We start from the raw sequence: 16,964 nt of genomic DNA on the forward strand, positions 1-16,964 counted from the left end.
CAGACACCCCACTGCGGGCGGAACCGCACTCACCACCGAATACTATACCGCGCACTAACCCCCGGCCGGAAATGATCCGCATAGCCCTGATCCAGCGTTCCCCGCACCGTCAGATTGTCGCCGATCTTCTGCTCCACCGCCACGCCGCTGCTGAACTCGTTGAAGCTGTTGCGGCTCGCCCCCGTCAGCACGAAAGCCGTGCCGGTCTCCGAGCGGGACAGACGCAGCGACTGCGATACATCCAGCCCGTTCCATTGCTGCGCCGTGCCGTCATAACGCACGGTGAAATTGCGGTTTGCCTCGATATCCAGTTCCGGCGTGACGATGCGCTTCTGCTGCGACGTCATGGAAAGGCTGCTCGATCCCGTCAGCGCGTTGAAGATGACGCCGACATCACGGGCCAGCGAAACGCCGGGCAACTGTTCGGCCAGCAGCGTGACATTGCCCCATACCCGCACCGGCGTATCCACCACCTGCCCCGTCTTCGAGGCATTCATGCCCATTTCAAGCCCGGCGCGGATCGGCGTATCGACCGGCAGTTTAGCACCGATACGCGCCGTATAGGAGCGGTCGGAATTCTTGACCGGCTTCCAGATCAGCCCGGCCTCATCCGCATGGGCGGTAGCTCCCGTGAGGGCATAAAGGGCGATGAAGAGGGCGGAACCCGTGCGGAGTGACATACTTGTCCCCTGGCAAATTAAGGGCGCACCGGGAGAACCCGGCGGGCACGGTAAAAGCTTAAGGCCAATGGTTTGGCAGCGATAAGGCCGCACGAGAGCGGCACATAATGCCCGAACGACCGCATGCAACGGCCGGGGCAAATCATGCTGCGCAGGGTGCCAGATGAACGGGAGATGAACAAGAGCAGATGCAGCAAAAAATCATGCTGCACCGCATTGTGATCGGGAAGCTTCCCATGAGGGGTGCGCCGACTGCTTGACGAATCGGCTTTTTCCAACGGATATTTGTTACCGCGTGGCCTGCGCCTAACCTCCACGACCTTCCCCAGCAGTGTCTTCAATGGAGGCAAAGGGACTATTGTCTCAGGCACTTGTCTTGGTCCGATCGTTTCGGGCGGGTTGCTGGGGAACTGCGTCCGGGACGTGAAAGGCCTGACAATGACGCAAAATAGCAATCTAAAACGGCGTGTAAGAGCGCGCGCAGCCAAAACCGGCGAATCTTATACAGCTGCTCTCCAGCATATTCGCAGAATATCGGACGCTCCTGTGAGCAACTCAATACGCGTGGCGGTCGCGCAGACATCCCTGTTCAACGATCCTCGTGACGTCTCCGCCCTAAAAACCTGCGGACAGGAAATCCGCCGTCTCATGGACGATGCCCAAAAGGCTGGCGCTCGCCTCATACATTTCCCTGAAGGGGCAACGTGCTGGCCTCATAAACGGCTCATGTCAGAGACTGGTCCGGGGCAAATCGGACCATCCGACTGGACACGCTTTGAATGGGAAACTCTGCGCGAAGAACTGGAGGCGATCAGAAAACTGGCGCGCAAGCTGAAACTATGGACGGTTTTGGGTGCCGTCCATCAACTCACGCCACCGCACCGGCCATATAACAGCCTGTATGTCATCTCCGATCGTGGAAAGCTTGTAACGCGCTACGACGAACGTTTGTTGTCGAACACCAAAATCTCGTTCATGTATTCGCCGGGAAATGTCCCGGTGATGTTTGAAGTCGATGGCTTCCGTTTCGGTTGCGCGCTTGGCATGGAAGCGCACTATCCGGAAATATTCATGGAATATGAGAAGCTGAATGTCGATTGCATGCTATTTTCCACCGCGGGCGACGCCCCTTCCAATGCTACGGCATTTGCCGCCGAGATATTGGGGCACGCGGTGAGCAATACCTATTGGGTCAGCTATTCCACCCTTGCCGCCCAGAGCCCCGGCGCGCCTTCCGGAATCGCAGCACCGGATGGTCAATGGGTGGCGCAATGCCCGATGAATGGTTTACCGGCCATCGCGCTAGCGGACCTCATCATCGATCGGCAAAGTCCCGCGCGACCTTGGCGGCGAAAAGCGCGCGCCGATCTTTACACGCCTCATCAGGTGAATAACGATCCGAGAAGCGATAGCCGGAACCAGTTCTAACACTCAATACCGGCCAGTGGCGCTGGTTTGTGCCACTGGCCACATCACTCAGAGCGGAACGGTTCGTATCCCCAACCAAACAAAAAGGCCGCAGCTTTCGCCACGGCCCTTTGTTCAATCAGCTTGCACTGAAGAAGATTATTCGGCGTCGCCTTCGGCGGCCTTCTTCTTGGCCGGAGCCTTCTTCTTCGGAGCGGCTTCTTCGCCTTCGGCGGCGTCGTCAGCCTTGGCAGCAGCCTTTTTCTTGGCCGGGGCCTTCTTCTTGGTTTCCGTTGCTTCTTCGGCGTCGTCAGCCAGCAGCTCTTCCTTGGAAACGGTCTTGTCCGTTACCGAGATTTCGGAGAGCAGCTTGTCGATGACCTTTTCTTCGAAGATCGGAGCGCGCAGCGAAGCGGAAGCGCCGGGGGTGTTGCGGAAGAAATCGAGGATTTCCTTCTGCTGGCCCGGGAACTGCTGCAGCTGCTGGAACAGCGCGCGCTGCATTTCTTCTTCGGTCACTTCAACGCCGGCCTTTTCGCCGATTTCGGAGAGAACGAGGCCGAGACGGACGCGGCGTTCAGCAAGCTTGCGATATTCTTCGCGGGCTTCTTCTTCGGTCGTGTCTTCGTCAGCGAAGGTCTTGCCGGACTGGGCGAGATCGGTGTTGATCTGGCGCCAGATGTTGTCGAACTCGGCGTCAACCAGGCCGGCCGGCGTGTCGAACTTGTACATTTCGTCCAGCTGGTCGAGGATCTGACGCTTGACCTTCTGGCGGGTGATGTTGCCGTACTGGCTTTCGATCTGACCCTTGACGATTTCCTTCAGCTTTTCAGCCGATTCAAGACCGAGCTTTTCAGCCAGTTCGTCGTTGATTTCAACGGCAGCAGCAGCGGCAACTTCCTTGACGGTGATGTCGAAGTTGGCTTCCTTGCCGGCAAGGTTTGCAGCCGGGTAGTCAGCCGGGAAGGTCACGGTGATGGTCTTTTCATCGCCAGCCTTGACGCCGACCAGCTGGTCTTCGAAGCCGGGGATGAAGCGGCCCGAACCGAGAACCAGTTCAGCATCTTCAGCAGCGCCGCCGTCGAAGGCAACGCCGTCAACCTTGCCGAGATAGTTCATGGTGACGCGGTCGCCATCGGCAGCCTTGCCCTTCTTGGCCTCAAAGGTGCGGGCGCTTTCAGCGATCTTCAGAATCTGCTCGTTGATTTCGTCTTCGGAGACTTCAACAACTTCGCGGGTAACCTTGATGCCGTCATTGGCCTTCAGTTCGATGGCCGGAATGATTTCATAGGCAACGGTGAATTCGAAATCGGATTCGGCCGACAGGATCTTTTCGGCTTCCTGCTCGTCTTCGGTCATGGAGATGGCCGGCTGGGTAGCAGACTTCTCGCCGCGGCTGGAAAGGATTTCGGTCGGCTTTTCACGAACCAGCTCGTTGACGAGGTCGGCCATGATGGACTTGCCGTACATCTTCTTCAGGTGGCCAACCGGCACCTTGCCGGGACGGAAACCGTTGATGCGAACCTTGTCCTTGGCGTCAACCAGGCGCTCGTCCAGACGAGCCTTCATGTCGGCGGCCGGAATAACGACCTTGAGTTCGCGCTTCAGCCCTTCAGCGAGCGTTTCGATAACCTGCATTTTCCTAACCTTCACATCATGGCGGCGGTGCTCAGACAGCCGTTGGTTTACTTTCGAGCACTGCGCCGGAAACGTCGTTCCCCGGCCGTGGCTTCCCTTATTTCTTGACACAAGCGCCTGCCGGACACCATTGCGCCCGCGCCCGAGAGAAAGACCAAGGGGGAAAACGAACCCCGAAGCTCCCGCATCTTATAAAGATGCACTCTGGCGCAAGCGTGGCACAGCCATGCCTTGCTTGTGGTGCGGGTAGAGAGACTCGAACTCCCACGCCGAAGCGTTGGTACCTAAAACCAATGCGTCTACCAATTCCGCCATACCCGCACGTTGGGCGGCGGTATGTCACAATGTTCAGAAAGGGTCAAGCACGCCGTTCCCCCCGCCCCTCGTTTCCTCCGGACTTTTCTTGCCGCCTGCGCCGGCGGGAAGAGGCCCCGCCCTCTTTGACTATTTGCAGCCCGCGCCAGGGGAGAAGGCACAACAGCGGAACAGAGACTATTCCTTGCAGAGAAAGAAAAGCCGCACAGCCCGCGCCCCGCCTTTCCCGCCCGGCAAACCCGCAGGGAGGCCGGCGCGGAAAGCGGAGATATTTATGCGGCTACGTTGACATTATATATAGCACGTCCCGCACCGCACATTGCGCGCGCCCTTTTCTAATCTGCAATTCACGACTGCCGCGTCCTCCCCTTGCCCGGTCAACCCTCGCGGATTCGCAATGCCGCTCATCCCGCCACCACCAAAAGCACACAAATTGGTCACAAATTATGCATGAATCGCCGCAATCGGCCCGTTTTACCGGCTTGCATTGCATTCCACGCATAGGTGGCATCTTGCTTTGTCTGTTTTTCTTTTGATTAAACCGATTATATTCGTGGTCATACAGAGATCGAGTTCAGCCCCGGACCAAAGCCTCCCAAGACTGGCCGTAGAGACTGAACAGCACGAAGAGGAAGATGAAAATGAACATTACACGCTCGCTCACCAACTGGCGCAAGTATCGTCAGACCGTAACCGAACTCGGCCGCATGACTGACCGCGAACTGAGCGACCTCGGCATTGGCCGTCAGGACATCCGCCGCGTCGCCCGTACCGCCGTCGGCATCTAATCCGCCTCGCCGCTTGAATGCGGCGGATGCGAGACTACCCTTCCAAAAGGCCTGAGGCTTCCGCCTCTGGCCTTTTTTTGTTTTGGGCGATCCTTGAGCAGCCCCCCGTCTCCGCCTTCAAATGCCGCGAGCAAACCGGTTAAAAATGCATCGCTCAACCGATCGCCTGGAACAATGCGAAGCGCCCGAAGGCATGCCAGCACCGCAAAAATCGAAAATGGCCGCCCAAATGCCCTCAGAGGCCGCCCAACCTTCAAAAACCGCCCGAAAGACGGGCATTTCCGCACATATTTTGCTCAGACGATAAGCAAAGCCGCAAATTTAGCCGACATAGTGCACAAATGCATGGCAGTAGCCTAAATTCTGCACTGCACAACATGGCTCAATGTCTATATATAAACCTCAACAGCCGAGAGCACAGACAAACCGCTGAGCCGGCAGACGAATTCACAAAGAAAGATTGAGGAAACGACCATGAACCCTATCCGCATCGCAAAGAACTGGATCTCCTACCGCCGCACGATCAACGAACTTGGCAGCCTCTCCAACCAGGCTCTGAGCGACATCGGTCTGACCCGTTACGACATCCGTAACGTAGCAGCCCGTTCGTTCCGCTAAGGCGTAAACGATCGTCCCGCTGCCCGACCTCCAGGGCGCGACGATTGAGCGACAGGTAAAGAAAGCGGCGCCTCTGGCGCCGTTTTTGATTCCGGGGGTTGGCTGGAACTCGGCATCGCTGCAACATATCAAAGGTTCGTCCCTTCCCTGCGTGCCGCCTGCAAAAGCGCTTCCCGCGACATGCAGTGCAATCTGACGCGCACTGCGCCGCCGCTTGTTTCTTCTCCCCGGAGAAGGTGGCCCGAAGGGTCGGATGAGGGGGCTAGCTCTCCGAATATCTCCACCCTCACCCCCTCATCCCGCTGCCGCGGACTTCTCCCCGGCGGGGAGAAGAAACAAGAGGCAGCCGCTCGCTCCAAAATGCGCGCCTGCTCCTCGACCCCGCCGGGAGCTTGGCAGCCCGCCCCCCATAGCCTCCATCCCTCAAAAACATTTGGCTGCCCCCGCCATGCATGCTAGTGCATCCACAAACAATGCCGCGTCCTTCGGGACCCGTGCAAAACAATCACTCGAAAGACAGCCGCCGGATGGGAGCCTTTGCCCCGCGGAGGCCCATGGACGCCAGCATGCAAGACAAGACCACTTCTCCCATTCACGTCGTGGGCGGCGGGCTGGCCGGCTCGGAAGCCGCATGGCAGATCGCGCAGAGCGGCGTGCCCGTCATCCTGCATGAAATGCGTGGCGTGCGCGGCACGGATGCGCATAAGGGCGATACGCTGGCGGAACTGGTCTGTTCCAACTCCTTCCGCTCCGACGATGCGACCGCCAATGCGGTCGGTGTCATCCATGCCGAAATGCGGCTTGCCGGTTCGCTGATCATGGCCTGCGCCGACAGACATCAGGTGCCGGCCGGCGGCGCGCTTGCCGTCGATCGCGACGGGTTCTCCGAGGCTGTGACGAAAGAGCTTGAAAGTCACCCTCTGGTGACGATCATCCGCGAGGAAGTGAACGGCCTGCCGCCGAAGGAATGGGGCAGCACCATCATCGCCACCGGCCCGCTCACCTCGCCGGATCTGGCAGCGGCGGTTCAGGCCGAGACCGGCGAGGACGCGCTGGCCTTTTTCGACGCCATCGCTCCCATCGTCCACCGCGACAGCATCAATATGGATATCTGCTGGTACCAGTCGCGTTACGACAAGGTCGGCCCCGGCGGCACGGGCAAGGATTACATCAACTGCCCGCTGAACGAGGAACAATATAACGCCTTCATCGATGCGCTGATTGCGGGCGACACGGTCGGTTTCAAGGAATGGGAAGGCACGCCCTATTTCGACGGCTGCCTGCCGATCGAGATCATGGCCGAGCGCGGCCGCGAGACCCTGCGCCATGGCCCGATGAAACCCATGGGCTTGACCAATGCCCATACCCCCACCGTGAAGGCCTATGCCGTCGTGCAGCTGCGCCAGGACAATGCGCTCGGCACGCTCTACAACATGGTTGGTTTCCAGACCAAGCTGAAATACGGCGTGCAGGCGGATGTGTTCCGCATGATACCGGGCCTCGAAAATGCGGAATTCGCGCGCCTCGGCGGCCTGCACCGCAACACCTATATCGATTCCCCGATCCTGCTCGATCCGTCGCTGAAGCTGAAATCGCGGCCGGACCTGCGTTTCGCCGGCCAGATCACCGGCTGCGAGGGTTATGTGGAAAGCGCCTCCGTCGGCCTCCTCGCCGGCCGCTTCGCCGCCGCCGAACGGAAGGGTGAAGCTCCGAGCCTGCCGCCGGCCACCACCGCACTCGGCTCGCTCCTCAACCACATCACCGGCGGCCACCTCTCTTCCGATGATGAGCCGGGCAAGCGCTCCTTCCAGCCGATGAACATCAATTTCGGCCTCTTCCCGGAACTGGAGCCGGGTTCTATCGTCAAGCCGGAAGGCGTGAAGCGTTTTCGCGGCAAGGACAAGACGATCATGAAACGCCAGCTGATTGCAGCGCGGGCGTTGAAGGATTGTGCGGCGTGGCTCGGCGAAAGCCAGGTCGCGACAGAGGCTGTCTGAGCCCGATCAGTTTGCTTTGAATGGCGAGCGCTTGAGGTTCCATTTTGCGAAATCAGATTTGCCGCTCTGGTAAGGATATCGCTGGGAAAAGAACGGGTTGACGGCCGCAACATATTCGAATTTGAGCGTGATATCGGCCAGGACCGAGATCAGCGGCCGGTAGCTGTAGCGACCGGAGACGACGATGACAGCCTCCTGAGGACCAAAGCCGTTTGCAAGGACGGTTTTCTCCCACGGCACGTCTTCGGCCGATCCCTTAAAATTATGGGCGGGAAACTGCAGCCTCGCGACCTTGTCGATCAGCTTGACGCTTCTCAGCGTCAGGTCAAGTTTGTCCGCCTGGAGAATGCCGCTGCCGGAAAGGACGACGAAAGTCGGAATACCCGTGCGCACCCGTTCCTCGAACTCCGGGAACCTCGCCGCCCAGCGCGCTGAATTATCGACGACCGTCATGAACCGGTCATAGCTCAGCCAGCCCCGCCCTACCTCGATGACCACCGCGAGCAGAAGCACAAGCAGCGGAGCGAGAATTCCCATCTCCACCGCCGCAGCGCCAGAACGGCAACGGCCCAAACTGCCAAGACGCGACAACCATGTCGTCTTTTTCATTCGCTCACCTTCACGGCAGTGATCGCCAGGGAAATATTGCGCAATTGATAAACACCATCCGCGCTCGGCACGAGAAAACGGGTCGTCGGCATAAAGAAATTCCAGTTGTAGCCGACAGCCAGAATATATTGCCCGGCAGTATCGGCGGGCGGGCGGAAATCGTTGACGATCGGTATGGGCACTTTGGCTTCGGCAATATCGTCGTCGGGGATCGGCAAAAGAGCAATCTTGAGAGTGGTCTTATCCGTCCCGCCAATGAAGTGAGAGGAGATAGCCTTGCGCAACGCAATCTCGGTTGCCGGTTTACCATCGGCCGCCGCCTTGCGGAGATACTCGATGCCCGCATTCGATGCGGACGCGAGATAGAGGTAGTAGAGCATCAGCAGGCCGATTTCGAACGTGCCGAAAATCAGCGCAAAAAACAGCGGCAACAGCAGAGCCGTCTCAACCGCCGTTGCTGCCTTTCGGTCGCCGAGCAGCCGGGAGCATAAGCGATGCGCGAACCGGTATCTCAGCCCGACGCCGCAGCTCTGATCCTGGCGCGAAAGAAGGAAAGATTTCATCTCAGCCCTCTTCCATTCGATCCACGTAGATGAGCTGGAAACCGGTGATGATGCCACCGAAGCTGTCGCTCAGGCCGGTAGCCTCGATCGTCACCCGATAGATGGAGTAGGCTTTGACCCTGAAACTGTACTCCCTCGGCGTCCAGGCAATACTTTTTTTATCCTGGGTCAACTCCCACACCCTCTGCCGGGGTTTCAGTTCAGGAAGGAGCTGTTGGAGCGATATCTCGATTCCGTTTGTTTTTTCCACGTCCTCGACGGCCCGGCGCCCATTATACCAAACCATGATCTTATACATTCCGGGATGAAGCTCGACATCCTTGTAGATCGAGCTATTGGCTTCGATATTTTTTTCTTGCCGGGCTTGGGCGGCCCCCAGTCGCTGTCGAGCTCCATGACATAACGGGTTGGCAATGAGAGCTCCGCGCCTGCCTTCTTGTCGATTTCGATCTTGTCGGTGGTCTTTGCCTTATCGACCTCCTTCAAAGTGCAGGCTTTGTCGTTGGCGGTAGGGGCCTCGTTGAGTTTCTTGCTCTGCATTCCCGCCGGATAACCCTCCCAATTGTGGTTGCGGCGGCAGCAGGGGCTGCTCCAGTCCTGCAACTCGACGCCGGGGCCGGTTCCGCCATCCCATCCGATTTCCGAATAGGGATAGACACCCCAGCAACCGCCAGGGGTTTCCTTGGTAACGCCGTTTTTCAGAACCCGCTCGACGCCGAGAGCGTTGCTCTCGAACATATTGTCAATAATAACCGCATCGTCCTCGGGATAGGGCGGGATACCTTCGCAAGACTCATCAAGGCGATATTTCAGCTTATCGAGATTGAACATCTCCGAGAAAATCAAACCGTAACTGAACTCGGCCTTGATCTTCGTCTTGGTCCAGTCCACCTTCACCTCGCGCGAGAGGACCTTCTGCTTGGTGGATCGAATCATGGCATCGAAGGCTGCGGCCACATTGTCGCGCCGGACTTCGTCGGACAATGTAAAGGTGCGAGTCGGCTTGGTGGCTCTTTCACACGCCATCGCCATGACCCGCTTGGATTGGTTGTAATAGGCCAGCGCCCTGCCACCCTCAAAAAGCAGTCCCAGCAAAATGATAAAGACCGGCAGCAGCAGCGCGGTCATGACTGCGAAGGTACCCGCGCGATCCCTGAGGAGCGATGAAAACAGGCTCCATTTCCATGCCGCTTTTTTTATCCGCCTGCTCGTCATCAAAACACCGTCTCATGTCGCTCATCGCCACGGGAAAGGCGCGCTGTGAAAAGCGACAGGCCTGGCTTTCTGCGACGCTAAAAATGTCCGGCTGACGCCGGTCGCTCGAAAATTGCTCGTTGGTCGCCGGCGGTGCTGCTTTTCGAGCAACTTCGCTTGACCACTGAAAATACAGGGGTCAATTAACACGCAAACCGTAAATCAAAGCTCAACCGGAACCTAAAAATATGAAGCAAATTCATATGCTTAGTTAATTTATTAGTAAATTAGAGTTCGCCAATAAGATCTTATGACCGCATAACGGCAGTGCGGAGTTTGCATTCACAGCCTCTTCCGAAAACACAAACTTGGGCCCGCCCCTTGTCCCTCCAGCCAAGCTCGGGCAAAACAGCCCTGTTCAATCACAAGACAATACCAGGAGATCGAAAATGGACGTTCGCGCCGCAGTTGCCATTCAGGCAGGAAAACCGCTTGAGGTCATGACCGTGCAGCTGGAAGGTCCGCGCGCCGGCGAAGTGCTGATCGAGGTCAAGGCGACCGGCATCTGCCATACCGACGATTTCACCCTGTCGGGCGCTGATCCGGAAGGCCTGTTCCCGGCCATTCTCGGCCATGAGGGCGCCGGTATTGTCGTTGATGTCGGCCCCGGCGTCACCTCGGTCAAGAAGGGTGACCATGTCATTCCGCTCTACACGCCGGAATGCCGCGAGTGTTATTCCTGCACCTCGCGCAAGACCAATCTCTGCACCTCCATCCGCGCCACCCAGGGCCAGGGCGTGATGCCCGATGGCACGAGCCGATTCTCGATCGGCAAGGACAAGATCCACCATTATATGGGCTGCTCGACCTTCTCGAACTACACCGTCCTGCCCGAGATCGCGCTGGCCAAGATCAACCCGGACGCTCCCTTCGACAAGGTCTGCTACATTGGCTGCGGCGTAACGACCGGTATCGGCGCGGTCATCAACACCGCCAAGGTCGAGATCGGCTCCACCGCCATCGTCTTCGGTCTCGGCGGCATCGGCCTCAACGTGCTGCAGGGCCTGCGCCTTGCCGGTGCGGACATGATCATAGGCGTGGACATCAACCCCGACCGCAAGGCCTGGGGCGAGAAGTTCGGCATGACCCATTTCGTCAACCCGAAAGAAGTGGGCGACGACATCGTGCCCTATCTCGTCAACATGACGAAGCGCAATGGCGACCTGATCGGCGGCGCGGACTATACGTTCGACTGCACGGGCAATACAAAGGTTATGCGCCAGGCGCTGGAAGCCTCGCATCGCGGCTGGGGCAAATCGGTCATCATCGGCGTTGCCGGCGCCGGCCAGGAAATCTCGACGCGTCCGTTCCAGCTGGTCACCGGCCGCAACTGGATGGGCACGGCCTTCGGCGGCGCACGCGGCCGCACCGATGTGCCGAAGATCGTCGACTGGTACATGGAAGGCAAGATCCAGATCGATCCGATGATCACCCATACGATGCCGCTCGAAGACATCAACAAGGGCTTCGACCTGATGCACAAGGGCGAAAGCATCCGCGGCGTCGTTGTCTATTGATCGGCTAAACACCACGGCAGACGTGCCCCGCGCGTCTGCCGTTCATGCAAATGTGATCACCCCCGCGCGCCTTGCTGCCGCCGCGATTAACGGGACAGTAAATCTATCGTCGTAAGCCAATATTGCCCGGTGGGGTTGAAAATACCCCCGGAAGCCGGCACGACGCCAGACTGCGGGAGCGACCTCTGAAAATAATACCCATCGACAACGGAAACCGCGTCGCCGCCGTTGCGCTTCTGACGAAGGGTTTCCCGGAAAAAGGCGAGGCCTTCTGGTCTCGCGGCCTGTCATTTATCAGCGCACATCATGAGCGGCGGGACCTCGGCGCGATCGGGCAATTGCTGATGAAGGGCGATGATGCCGTCGGCGTTCTCCTGACGATCAGGAGCCGCCTGCCCGATACCGGCCAGATCATCGTCAACCTCTCGAGCTGGTATGTCGAGCCGTCCAGCCGGTGGTTTGCACCGCGAATGCTGCAAATGGCCTCGTCCTCCGAAGAAGAAACCTTCACCGACTTCACCCCGTCTCCCGAAGCCTGCAAGCTGAACGAGAGGCTGGGATTTTCGACGGTAACGGATTACACGCTCTTTTATCCCCTGCTGCCTAAGGCAATCGGTCCGGCAAGGGCGCGGCTGCACCCGCTTGCCGACGTGCCGCCCGGCGCGCTATCGGCGGCAATGCGCGACACCCTGGAGGATCATGCGCGTTTCGGCTGCATCGTGGCGGTGCTGGAGGCGGACCAAATTCATCATCCGCTGGTATTCCTGAAAACAACGACCAAAAGGCTGCCTTCGGCCCGCCTCATCTATTGCGAGGACAGGCAGCTTGCGCAAAGGCACATATCGGCAATTGCCCGCCACCTTCTTCGCAGGGGCCGGCTCGCCATGACCATGGCAGCCTCCGATGAGGAACGGGACGCCGGCGGCTTCGCCGTACTCAAATCCGCGCCGATACAAGTAAAAGGCGCATGGAACCCACGGTTTATTAACGAAACATATTCAGAATTGGTGTTATTGCCACCCTGGGTATTGGGACGCTCCTAAAAAGACCGCGTTGAACCCTGCCTGCAAAGAAGAAAAGGCGCTTCGGCCAACATATCCCGATAGCGCGAACGAGCGGAGAACAAGCATGGTTTCAGCGCAACTCAGGGAAGCGGATGTAGCAGAGACCGTTTATTCCTACCTCTCGCAGCGTTTCCCGGCCCATGCGCCTTTCGCAGATGATACGCCATTGCTCGAAGGTGGCGCGATTGATTCGCTCGGCTTCCTCGAGCTGATGATCTTTCTCGGCGAAGGCTTCGGCATAATCCTCAATGACGAGCATTTCACGCCGGAAAACCTCGGCACACCGGCCGATCTTATAAGCTTCGTCATGCAGGAACGGCGCAGATGACACCCCACGTCCTGCTGCACCACCTGCTCACTGCGCGGGCGGAAAGCGGCGATGAGGCACTCGTCTACAAGGAACAATCGCTGAGCTACCGCGAATTTTCCGATGCGGCTGCGCGTTGCGCGGCAGCCCTGCGGGAGGCCGGAGCGGAGCGTGGTGACCGCATCGTCATCTTCCTGCCGCGCGGCATCGAGGAGTGCTGGTCGATCTTCGGCGTGAGCATGGCGTCCTGCGTCTTCGTGCCGGTCAACGCACTTTTGAAGGCACAGCAGATCCGCCATATCGTCAGGGATTGCGGCGCGAAAATCATCATCAGCACTGCTGCGATGACCGATGAGCTGAGTGCTGCACTGGAAGACCTGGCAGATGTCAAAGTGTTGCTGGCGGAAGATATCGACAGACGCCCGTCCGCGCCGGCGAAAGCCTCGGCTGCAATTGGCGAGGACCTGGCCGCGATCCTCTACACATCAGGCTCCACCGGATCGCCCAAGGGCGTCATGCTGTCGCATCGCAATCTTCTGGCCGGAGCGCGCATCGTGCGCACCTATCTGGGGATTACGGCCACAGACCGTATTCTTTCCCTCCTGCCCTTCAGCTTCGATTACGGCCTGAACCAGCTGCTGACGGCGGTGGAACAGGGCGCGACGACGATCATCTCCACCTTCAGACTGGGCGACGATATCGTCCGCGATCTGCGCGACCACGCCATTACCGGCCTTGCAGGCGTTCCGACCGTCTGGGCGATCCTGACCAGGGCAGCGCCCCTGCTGGCGAAAACGCCGCTGCCGCAGCTGCGCTACATCACCAATTCCGGCGGCCGTGTTCCGCAGGAAACCGTCAAGGCGCTGCGCGACCGGCTGCCGGATACAAAAATCTATCTGATGTACGGCCTCACGGAAGCCTTCCGCTCCACTTTTCTGCCGCCGGAGGAGATCGACAATCGCCCGACCTCCATCGGCAAGGCCATTCCGGAATGTGAAATCTTCATCGTCACCGACAAGGGACAAAGGGCAAAACCGGGAGAGCCCGGCATTCTCGTCCATCGCGGCCCAACCGTTTCGCTGGGCTACTGGAACCGGCCGGAAGACACGGGAAAGGTGCTGCGCCCCCACCCCTTCATTCCGGCGGCGCTGGGCGGCGAGATCGTCTGTTACTCCGGCGATCTGGCGGTGGAGGACGAGGATGGCTTTTTCAGCTTCGTTGCCCGCAACGATGCGATGATCAAATCGTCAGGCTATCGCATCAGCCCGACCGAGGTGGAGGAGAGCCTGATGTCGACCGGCCTTTTCCAGCAGGTCGCCGTCATCGGCCTGCCGGACCCCTTTGCGGGTGAAAAGGTGCATGCCGTCGCAACCGCTGCAAATGAGAACATCGACGTCTCGGCGGCGCTCAGGAAAGCCGCCGAGACGCTCGCTCCCTTCATGATTCCGCGCGCCATCGAACTGGTCGACCGGCTTCCGGTCACGGCCAATGGTAAGGTGGATTACCGCGCGCTGGTGCGCGAACGGACGGACAATGGCGCCCACGGATAGACCCCAGAGCCACGGCCCTGCCCTTGCCGCCGCGCAATTTGCAGTCAGTGAAAACGATCTCGTCATCGGCGGCCTTGCAGTGCGCGATATCGTCGCCGAGACCGGAACGCCGTGTTTCCTCTATGACGCGAGCGCCATGCGCCGCGCTTATCGCGATCTCGAAACCGCGCTGAGTGGTTTTGCCGATATATATTATTCGGTGAAGGCCAATCCCCTGCCCGCCATTGTGTCGCTCTTCCGCGAAGAAGGCGCCGGTGCGGAAATCGCCTCCGTCGGTGAATATCGCGCCGCCATCAAGGCGGGTGTGCCGCCGGAAAAGATCATCTTCGCCGGGCCCGGCAAACGCCAGGCCGAATTACTTGAAGTGATCGAGGGCGGCATCGGCGAAATCCATATCGAGAGCGCCGAGGAAATCTCCCGCATCGAAGCCATCGGCAGGCCGGTCAAAGCCTCGATCCGCATCAATCCGGTGCCGGACGCGCAGGCGGGCGCCATGCGCATGGGCGGCAAGGCCACCGCCTTCGGTTTCGATGAGGAAGAGCTGGAAAACGTCCTGCCCCTGTTCAGCGACAGCAGGCATATCAATCTCGTCGGCATCCATATTTACGGCGGCACGCAGATCCTCGACGCGGACACGCTTGTCTCCCAGTGGAGACATTCCATCTCCCTTGCGGCGCGTATGGCGGACATGCTCGGCAGGCCGCTTCAGACCATCGATCTCGGCGGCGGCCTCGGCATCCCTTATTTCGCCGGGGAAACGCCGCTCGATCTCGCAACGGTAAGCGCCGCCATTCCCAACCTCAAGGCGCTCATGCGGGCGCATCCGCTGATTGCTGACGCCCATGTCATTGTCGAACCCGGCCGTTTCCTGGCAGGTCCCGGCGGCATCTATGTGGCGGAAGTCAATGCGGTGAAGACCTCGCGCGGCACCACCTTCGTGGTCACGGATGGCGGCATGCACCATCATCTGGCCGCATCCGGCAATCTCGGCCAGATCGTCAAGCGCAACTATCCCATCGTGGCACCCGCCATGATGCAGGCGGATCATGAGGAAACGGCAACCATCGTCGGCCCGCTCTGCACACCCCTCGATACGCTGGCGCGCAATGCCGCCCTGCCGAAGCTGAGAGCCGGAGACCTCGTCGCCATCCTGCAATCGGGAGCCTATGGCGCCAGCGCCAGTCCTGCGGGTTTTCTGAGCCATGCCGCGGCGAAGGAGGTGCTGGTGGAGAATGGGGTGTTTGAGGTGATCGGGCGCTGAGGACGTTTGGTAGCGAAAACCGTAGCCGGCTTTCCTAAGGGCACACATTTGGCTGCTTACCCCGGAGCTTCCTCCAACCTCCCTCATTCCTGTGCTTGTCACAGGAATCCAGTCGACGCACGTCTGTGCGGCGGGAGGAGTCTTTTCAGCCCAAGGACTTGGGCTGGCTGGATTCCTGTGACAAGCACAGGAATGAGGGAGGCGACTAACCCCGAAGCAACCTGTCCCCCACCGCGAATTTCGATTTCAGCAGACACTCGTCATATTCCGCCTCGGCCACGGAATCGAAAACGATGCCGCCGCCGACATTGAAGACGGCGCGGCCATCATCAAACAGGCTGAGCGTGCGGATCGCCACGGAGAACCGCATCTCACCATATGGAGACATGAAGCCGATCGCGCCGCAATAGGCGTCGCGTGGCGTCTCTTCCAGCTCGCGCAGGATTTTCATCGCCCACATTTTCGGCGCGCCGGTAACGGAGCCGCAGGGAAACAGGGCGGCGAAGATATCTTCCACCGTCACGTCAGGCAGAAGTCTCGCCCGCACATGGCTGACCATCTGGTGCACGGTCGGATAGGTCTCGATATCGAACAGCCGCGGCACATCAAGGCTGCCGACTTCGGTGATGCGGGAAATATCGTTGCGCAGCAGATCGACGATCATGCGGTTTTCGGCGAGCGTCTTTTCGTCCGCCAGCATCGCCGCGATGATGGCCCGGTCTTCTTCCGCATCGGCCCCGCGCGGCGTCGTTCCCTTCATCGGATGGGTTTCGATGAAACCCTCCCCATCCACCGAGAAGAACAGTTCCGGCGAGCGCGACAGGATGACCGGGCCGCCGAGATCGACCAGCGCGCCATATTTCACCGGCTGCCGTTCGATCAGCGACCAGAAGGCCGTCAGCGGATCGCCGCTCCAGCGGGCATGAACGGGCATGGTCAGATTGCCCTGGTAACAGTCGCCGCGACGCAGATGCCCGTGCAGCCGCGCGAAACGCTGGCAATAGTCTTGAAGGGTCCATGCCGGCACGGGATCGGACAGAAACGCATCCGCATCCGGCAGATTTGCCGGGCGCGCGAACCGACCCTCATCCGGCTGCGGGCCGGAAAAGACGCCGAAATTGAGAAACGGCACGTTGCGAGGCTCGTCCGCGAAAGGCGCAAGCTTCGGCTCGAACAGGAAACCCGCCTCGTAGGACATATAGCCGGCGAGGTATTTCCCGGCGCGGCGCAGCTCTTCCATGCGCTTCAGCGCAGCAAAAAACGACGCCGGTTCATCCGCGACGATGATCTCTTCCGGCTCGGTGAAGGCTGTCACCGTGCCGGTCGTGTCATCCCGGAAAAGAACGTAAGGCGCGTGTGCCAAGGAAAGCGTCCGAAACAGGAGAAAAAGTCGGGA

The 16,964-nt window shown here is 59.4% G+C and carries 16 protein-coding genes and 1 tRNA gene; 9 read left to right on the forward strand and 8 right to left on the reverse strand.

The window, feature by feature from the left end; all coding sequences use genetic code 11:
- Positions 1-29: 29 nt before the first annotated feature.
- Entirely contained in the window at positions 30-680 is a 651-nt protein-coding gene (locus tag AGR13A_RS07935; RefSeq protein WP_080834605.1) for a hypothetical protein, read from the reverse strand.
- Positions 681-1,118: 438 nt separating this feature from the next.
- On the opposite strand from AGR13A_RS07935, the gene AGR13A_RS07940 reads away from it, so the two are divergent.
- Complete coding sequence (locus AGR13A_RS07940; protein WP_080834607.1) at positions 1,119-2,108, forward strand: carbon-nitrogen hydrolase family protein; 990 nt, start codon at positions 1,119-1,121, stop codon at positions 2,106-2,108.
- 138 nt (positions 2,109-2,246) lie between these two features.
- Here AGR13A_RS07940 and tig read toward each other — a convergent pair whose 3' ends face one another.
- Both tig and AGR13A_RS07950 read right to left on the reverse strand, forming a co-directional pair.
- Entirely contained in the window at positions 2,247-3,725 is a 1,479-nt protein-coding gene (tig, locus tag AGR13A_RS07945; RefSeq protein ID WP_080834609.1) for a trigger factor, read from the reverse strand.
- Between the two features lie 238 nt (positions 3,726-3,963).
- Positions 3,964-4,046, reverse strand: a tRNA-Leu gene (locus tag AGR13A_RS07950).
- Between the two features lie 635 nt (positions 4,047-4,681).
- Here AGR13A_RS07950 and AGR13A_RS07955 point away from each other — a divergent pair.
- The 3 genes from AGR13A_RS07955 (at position 4,682) to trmFO (ending at position 7,443) form a co-directional block, all read left to right on the forward strand.
- On the forward strand, positions 4,682-4,828 hold the full coding sequence (locus AGR13A_RS07955) for a DUF1127 domain-containing protein (RefSeq protein WP_013636249.1): 147 nt from the start codon (positions 4,682-4,684) through the stop codon (positions 4,826-4,828).
- Between the two features lie 474 nt (positions 4,829-5,302).
- Complete coding sequence (locus AGR13A_RS07960) at positions 5,303-5,446, forward strand: DUF1127 domain-containing protein (RefSeq protein WP_003495735.1); 144 nt, start codon at positions 5,303-5,305, stop codon at positions 5,444-5,446.
- A gap of 554 nt (positions 5,447-6,000) precedes the next feature.
- Positions 6,001-7,443, forward strand: coding sequence for a methylenetetrahydrofolate--tRNA-(uracil(54)-C(5))-methyltransferase (FADH(2)-oxidizing) TrmFO (gene trmFO, locus AGR13A_RS07965; RefSeq protein ID WP_167377441.1), 1,443 nt, complete (start codon positions 6,001-6,003; stop codon positions 7,441-7,443).
- A 6-nt stretch (positions 7,444-7,449) separates the two neighbouring features.
- Here the strand turns inward: trmFO and AGR13A_RS07970 are convergent, their stop codons facing one another.
- From AGR13A_RS07970 to AGR13A_RS07980, 4 genes are read right to left on the reverse strand one after another with little or no spacing between them, the layout of a single operon-like run.
- On the reverse strand, positions 7,450-8,052 hold the full coding sequence (locus tag AGR13A_RS07970; RefSeq protein ID WP_080834611.1) for a TadE/TadG family type IV pilus assembly protein: 603 nt from the start codon (positions 8,050-8,052) through the stop codon (positions 7,450-7,452).
- Entirely contained in the window at positions 8,049-8,615 is a 567-nt protein-coding gene (locus AGR13A_RS07975; protein ID WP_080834613.1) for a TadE/TadG family type IV pilus assembly protein, read from the reverse strand. Before AGR13A_RS07975 ends, AGR13A_RS07970 begins: the two co-directional genes overlap by 4 nt.
- A 1-nt stretch (position 8,616) precedes the next feature.
- A complete protein-coding gene (locus tag AGR13A_RS25115) occupies positions 8,617-8,787 on the reverse strand; it encodes a hypothetical protein (RefSeq protein WP_308400183.1) in 171 nt (56 codons plus the stop codon).
- Positions 8,788-8,810: 23 nt separating this feature from the next.
- A complete protein-coding gene (locus AGR13A_RS07980) occupies positions 8,811-9,830 on the reverse strand; it encodes a TadE/TadG family type IV pilus assembly protein (RefSeq protein ID WP_308400184.1) in 1,020 nt (339 codons plus the stop codon).
- A 428-nt stretch (positions 9,831-10,258) separates the two neighbouring features.
- On the opposite strand from AGR13A_RS07980, the gene AGR13A_RS07985 reads away from it, so the two are divergent.
- The 5 genes from AGR13A_RS07985 (at position 10,259) to AGR13A_RS08005 (ending at position 15,568) form a co-directional block, all read left to right on the forward strand.
- Positions 10,259-11,386 (forward strand): S-(hydroxymethyl)glutathione dehydrogenase/class III alcohol dehydrogenase, encoded by a 1,128-nt coding sequence (locus tag AGR13A_RS07985; RefSeq protein WP_003495724.1) that lies wholly within the window; start codon positions 10,259-10,261, stop codon positions 11,384-11,386.
- A gap of 284 nt (positions 11,387-11,670) precedes the next feature.
- Positions 11,671-12,429: a hypothetical protein gene (locus AGR13A_RS07990; protein WP_167377530.1), complete on the forward strand. Its 759-nt coding sequence runs from the start codon at positions 11,671-11,673 to the stop codon at positions 12,427-12,429.
- 85 nt (positions 12,430-12,514) lie between these two features.
- The gene (locus tag AGR13A_RS07995) at positions 12,515-12,778 is read left to right on the forward strand and encodes an acyl carrier protein (protein WP_080834615.1); all 264 of its coding nucleotides are present in this window, start codon (positions 12,515-12,517) and stop codon (positions 12,776-12,778) included.
- Positions 12,775-14,307 carry an AMP-binding protein gene (locus AGR13A_RS08000; RefSeq protein ID WP_080834620.1) on the forward strand — a complete coding sequence of 511 codons (1,533 nt, stop codon included), beginning with the start codon at positions 12,775-12,777 and terminating at the stop codon, positions 14,305-14,307. Before AGR13A_RS07995 ends, AGR13A_RS08000 begins: the two co-directional genes overlap by 4 nt.
- A complete protein-coding gene (locus tag AGR13A_RS08005; RefSeq protein ID WP_167377442.1) occupies positions 14,291-15,568 on the forward strand; it encodes a type III PLP-dependent enzyme in 1,278 nt (425 codons plus the stop codon). Before AGR13A_RS08000 ends, AGR13A_RS08005 begins: the two co-directional genes overlap by 17 nt.
- A 205-nt stretch (positions 15,569-15,773) precedes the next feature.
- On the opposite strand, the gene AGR13A_RS08015 is transcribed toward AGR13A_RS08005, so the two are convergent.
- Positions 15,774-16,931, reverse strand: coding sequence for an aminodeoxychorismate synthase component I (locus AGR13A_RS08015; protein ID WP_080834621.1), 1,158 nt, complete (start codon positions 16,929-16,931; stop codon positions 15,774-15,776).
- Positions 16,932-16,964 lie beyond the last annotated feature (33 nt).

It is taken from the genome of Agrobacterium genomosp. 13 str. CFBP 6927 (genome assembly GCA_900012615.1).
Taxonomy (GTDB): Bacteria; Pseudomonadota; Alphaproteobacteria; order Rhizobiales; family Rhizobiaceae; genus Agrobacterium.

Bases quoted from the DNA above. Each gene is read 5' to 3' on its own strand.
- tig (WP_080834609.1), bottom strand. From the start codon at position 3,725: ATGCAGGTTATCGAAACGCTCGCTGAAGGGCTGAAGCGCGAACTCAAG.
- AGR13A_RS07970 (WP_080834611.1), bottom strand. From the start codon at position 8,052: ATGAAAAAGACGACATGGTTGTCGCGTCTTGGCAGTTTGGGCCGTTGC.
- trmFO (WP_167377441.1), top strand. From the start codon at position 6,001: ATGGACGCCAGCATGCAAGACAAGACCACTTCTCCCATTCACGTCGTG.
- AGR13A_RS08000 (WP_080834620.1), top strand. From the start codon at position 12,775: ATGACACCCCACGTCCTGCTGCACCACCTGCTCACTGCGCGGGCGGAA.
- AGR13A_RS08005 (WP_167377442.1), top strand. From the start codon at position 14,291: ATGGCGCCCACGGATAGACCCCAGAGCCACGGCCCTGCCCTTGCCGCC.
- AGR13A_RS07980 (WP_308400184.1), bottom strand. From the start codon at position 9,830: ATGACGAGCAGGCGGATAAAAAAAGCGGCATGGAAATGGAGCCTGTTT.
- AGR13A_RS07975 (WP_080834613.1), bottom strand. From the start codon at position 8,615: ATGAAATCTTTCCTTCTTTCGCGCCAGGATCAGAGCTGCGGCGTCGGG.
- AGR13A_RS07995 (WP_080834615.1), top strand. From the start codon at position 12,515: ATGGTTTCAGCGCAACTCAGGGAAGCGGATGTAGCAGAGACCGTTTAT.
- AGR13A_RS07935 (WP_080834605.1), bottom strand. From the start codon at position 680: ATGTCACTCCGCACGGGTTCCGCCCTCTTCATCGCCCTTTATGCCCTC.
- AGR13A_RS07960 (WP_003495735.1), top strand. From the start codon at position 5,303: ATGAACCCTATCCGCATCGCAAAGAACTGGATCTCCTACCGCCGCACG.
- AGR13A_RS07940 (WP_080834607.1), top strand. From the start codon at position 1,119: ATGACGCAAAATAGCAATCTAAAACGGCGTGTAAGAGCGCGCGCAGCC.
- AGR13A_RS07985 (WP_003495724.1), top strand. From the start codon at position 10,259: ATGGACGTTCGCGCCGCAGTTGCCATTCAGGCAGGAAAACCGCTTGAG.
- AGR13A_RS07955 (WP_013636249.1), top strand. From the start codon at position 4,682: ATGAACATTACACGCTCGCTCACCAACTGGCGCAAGTATCGTCAGACC.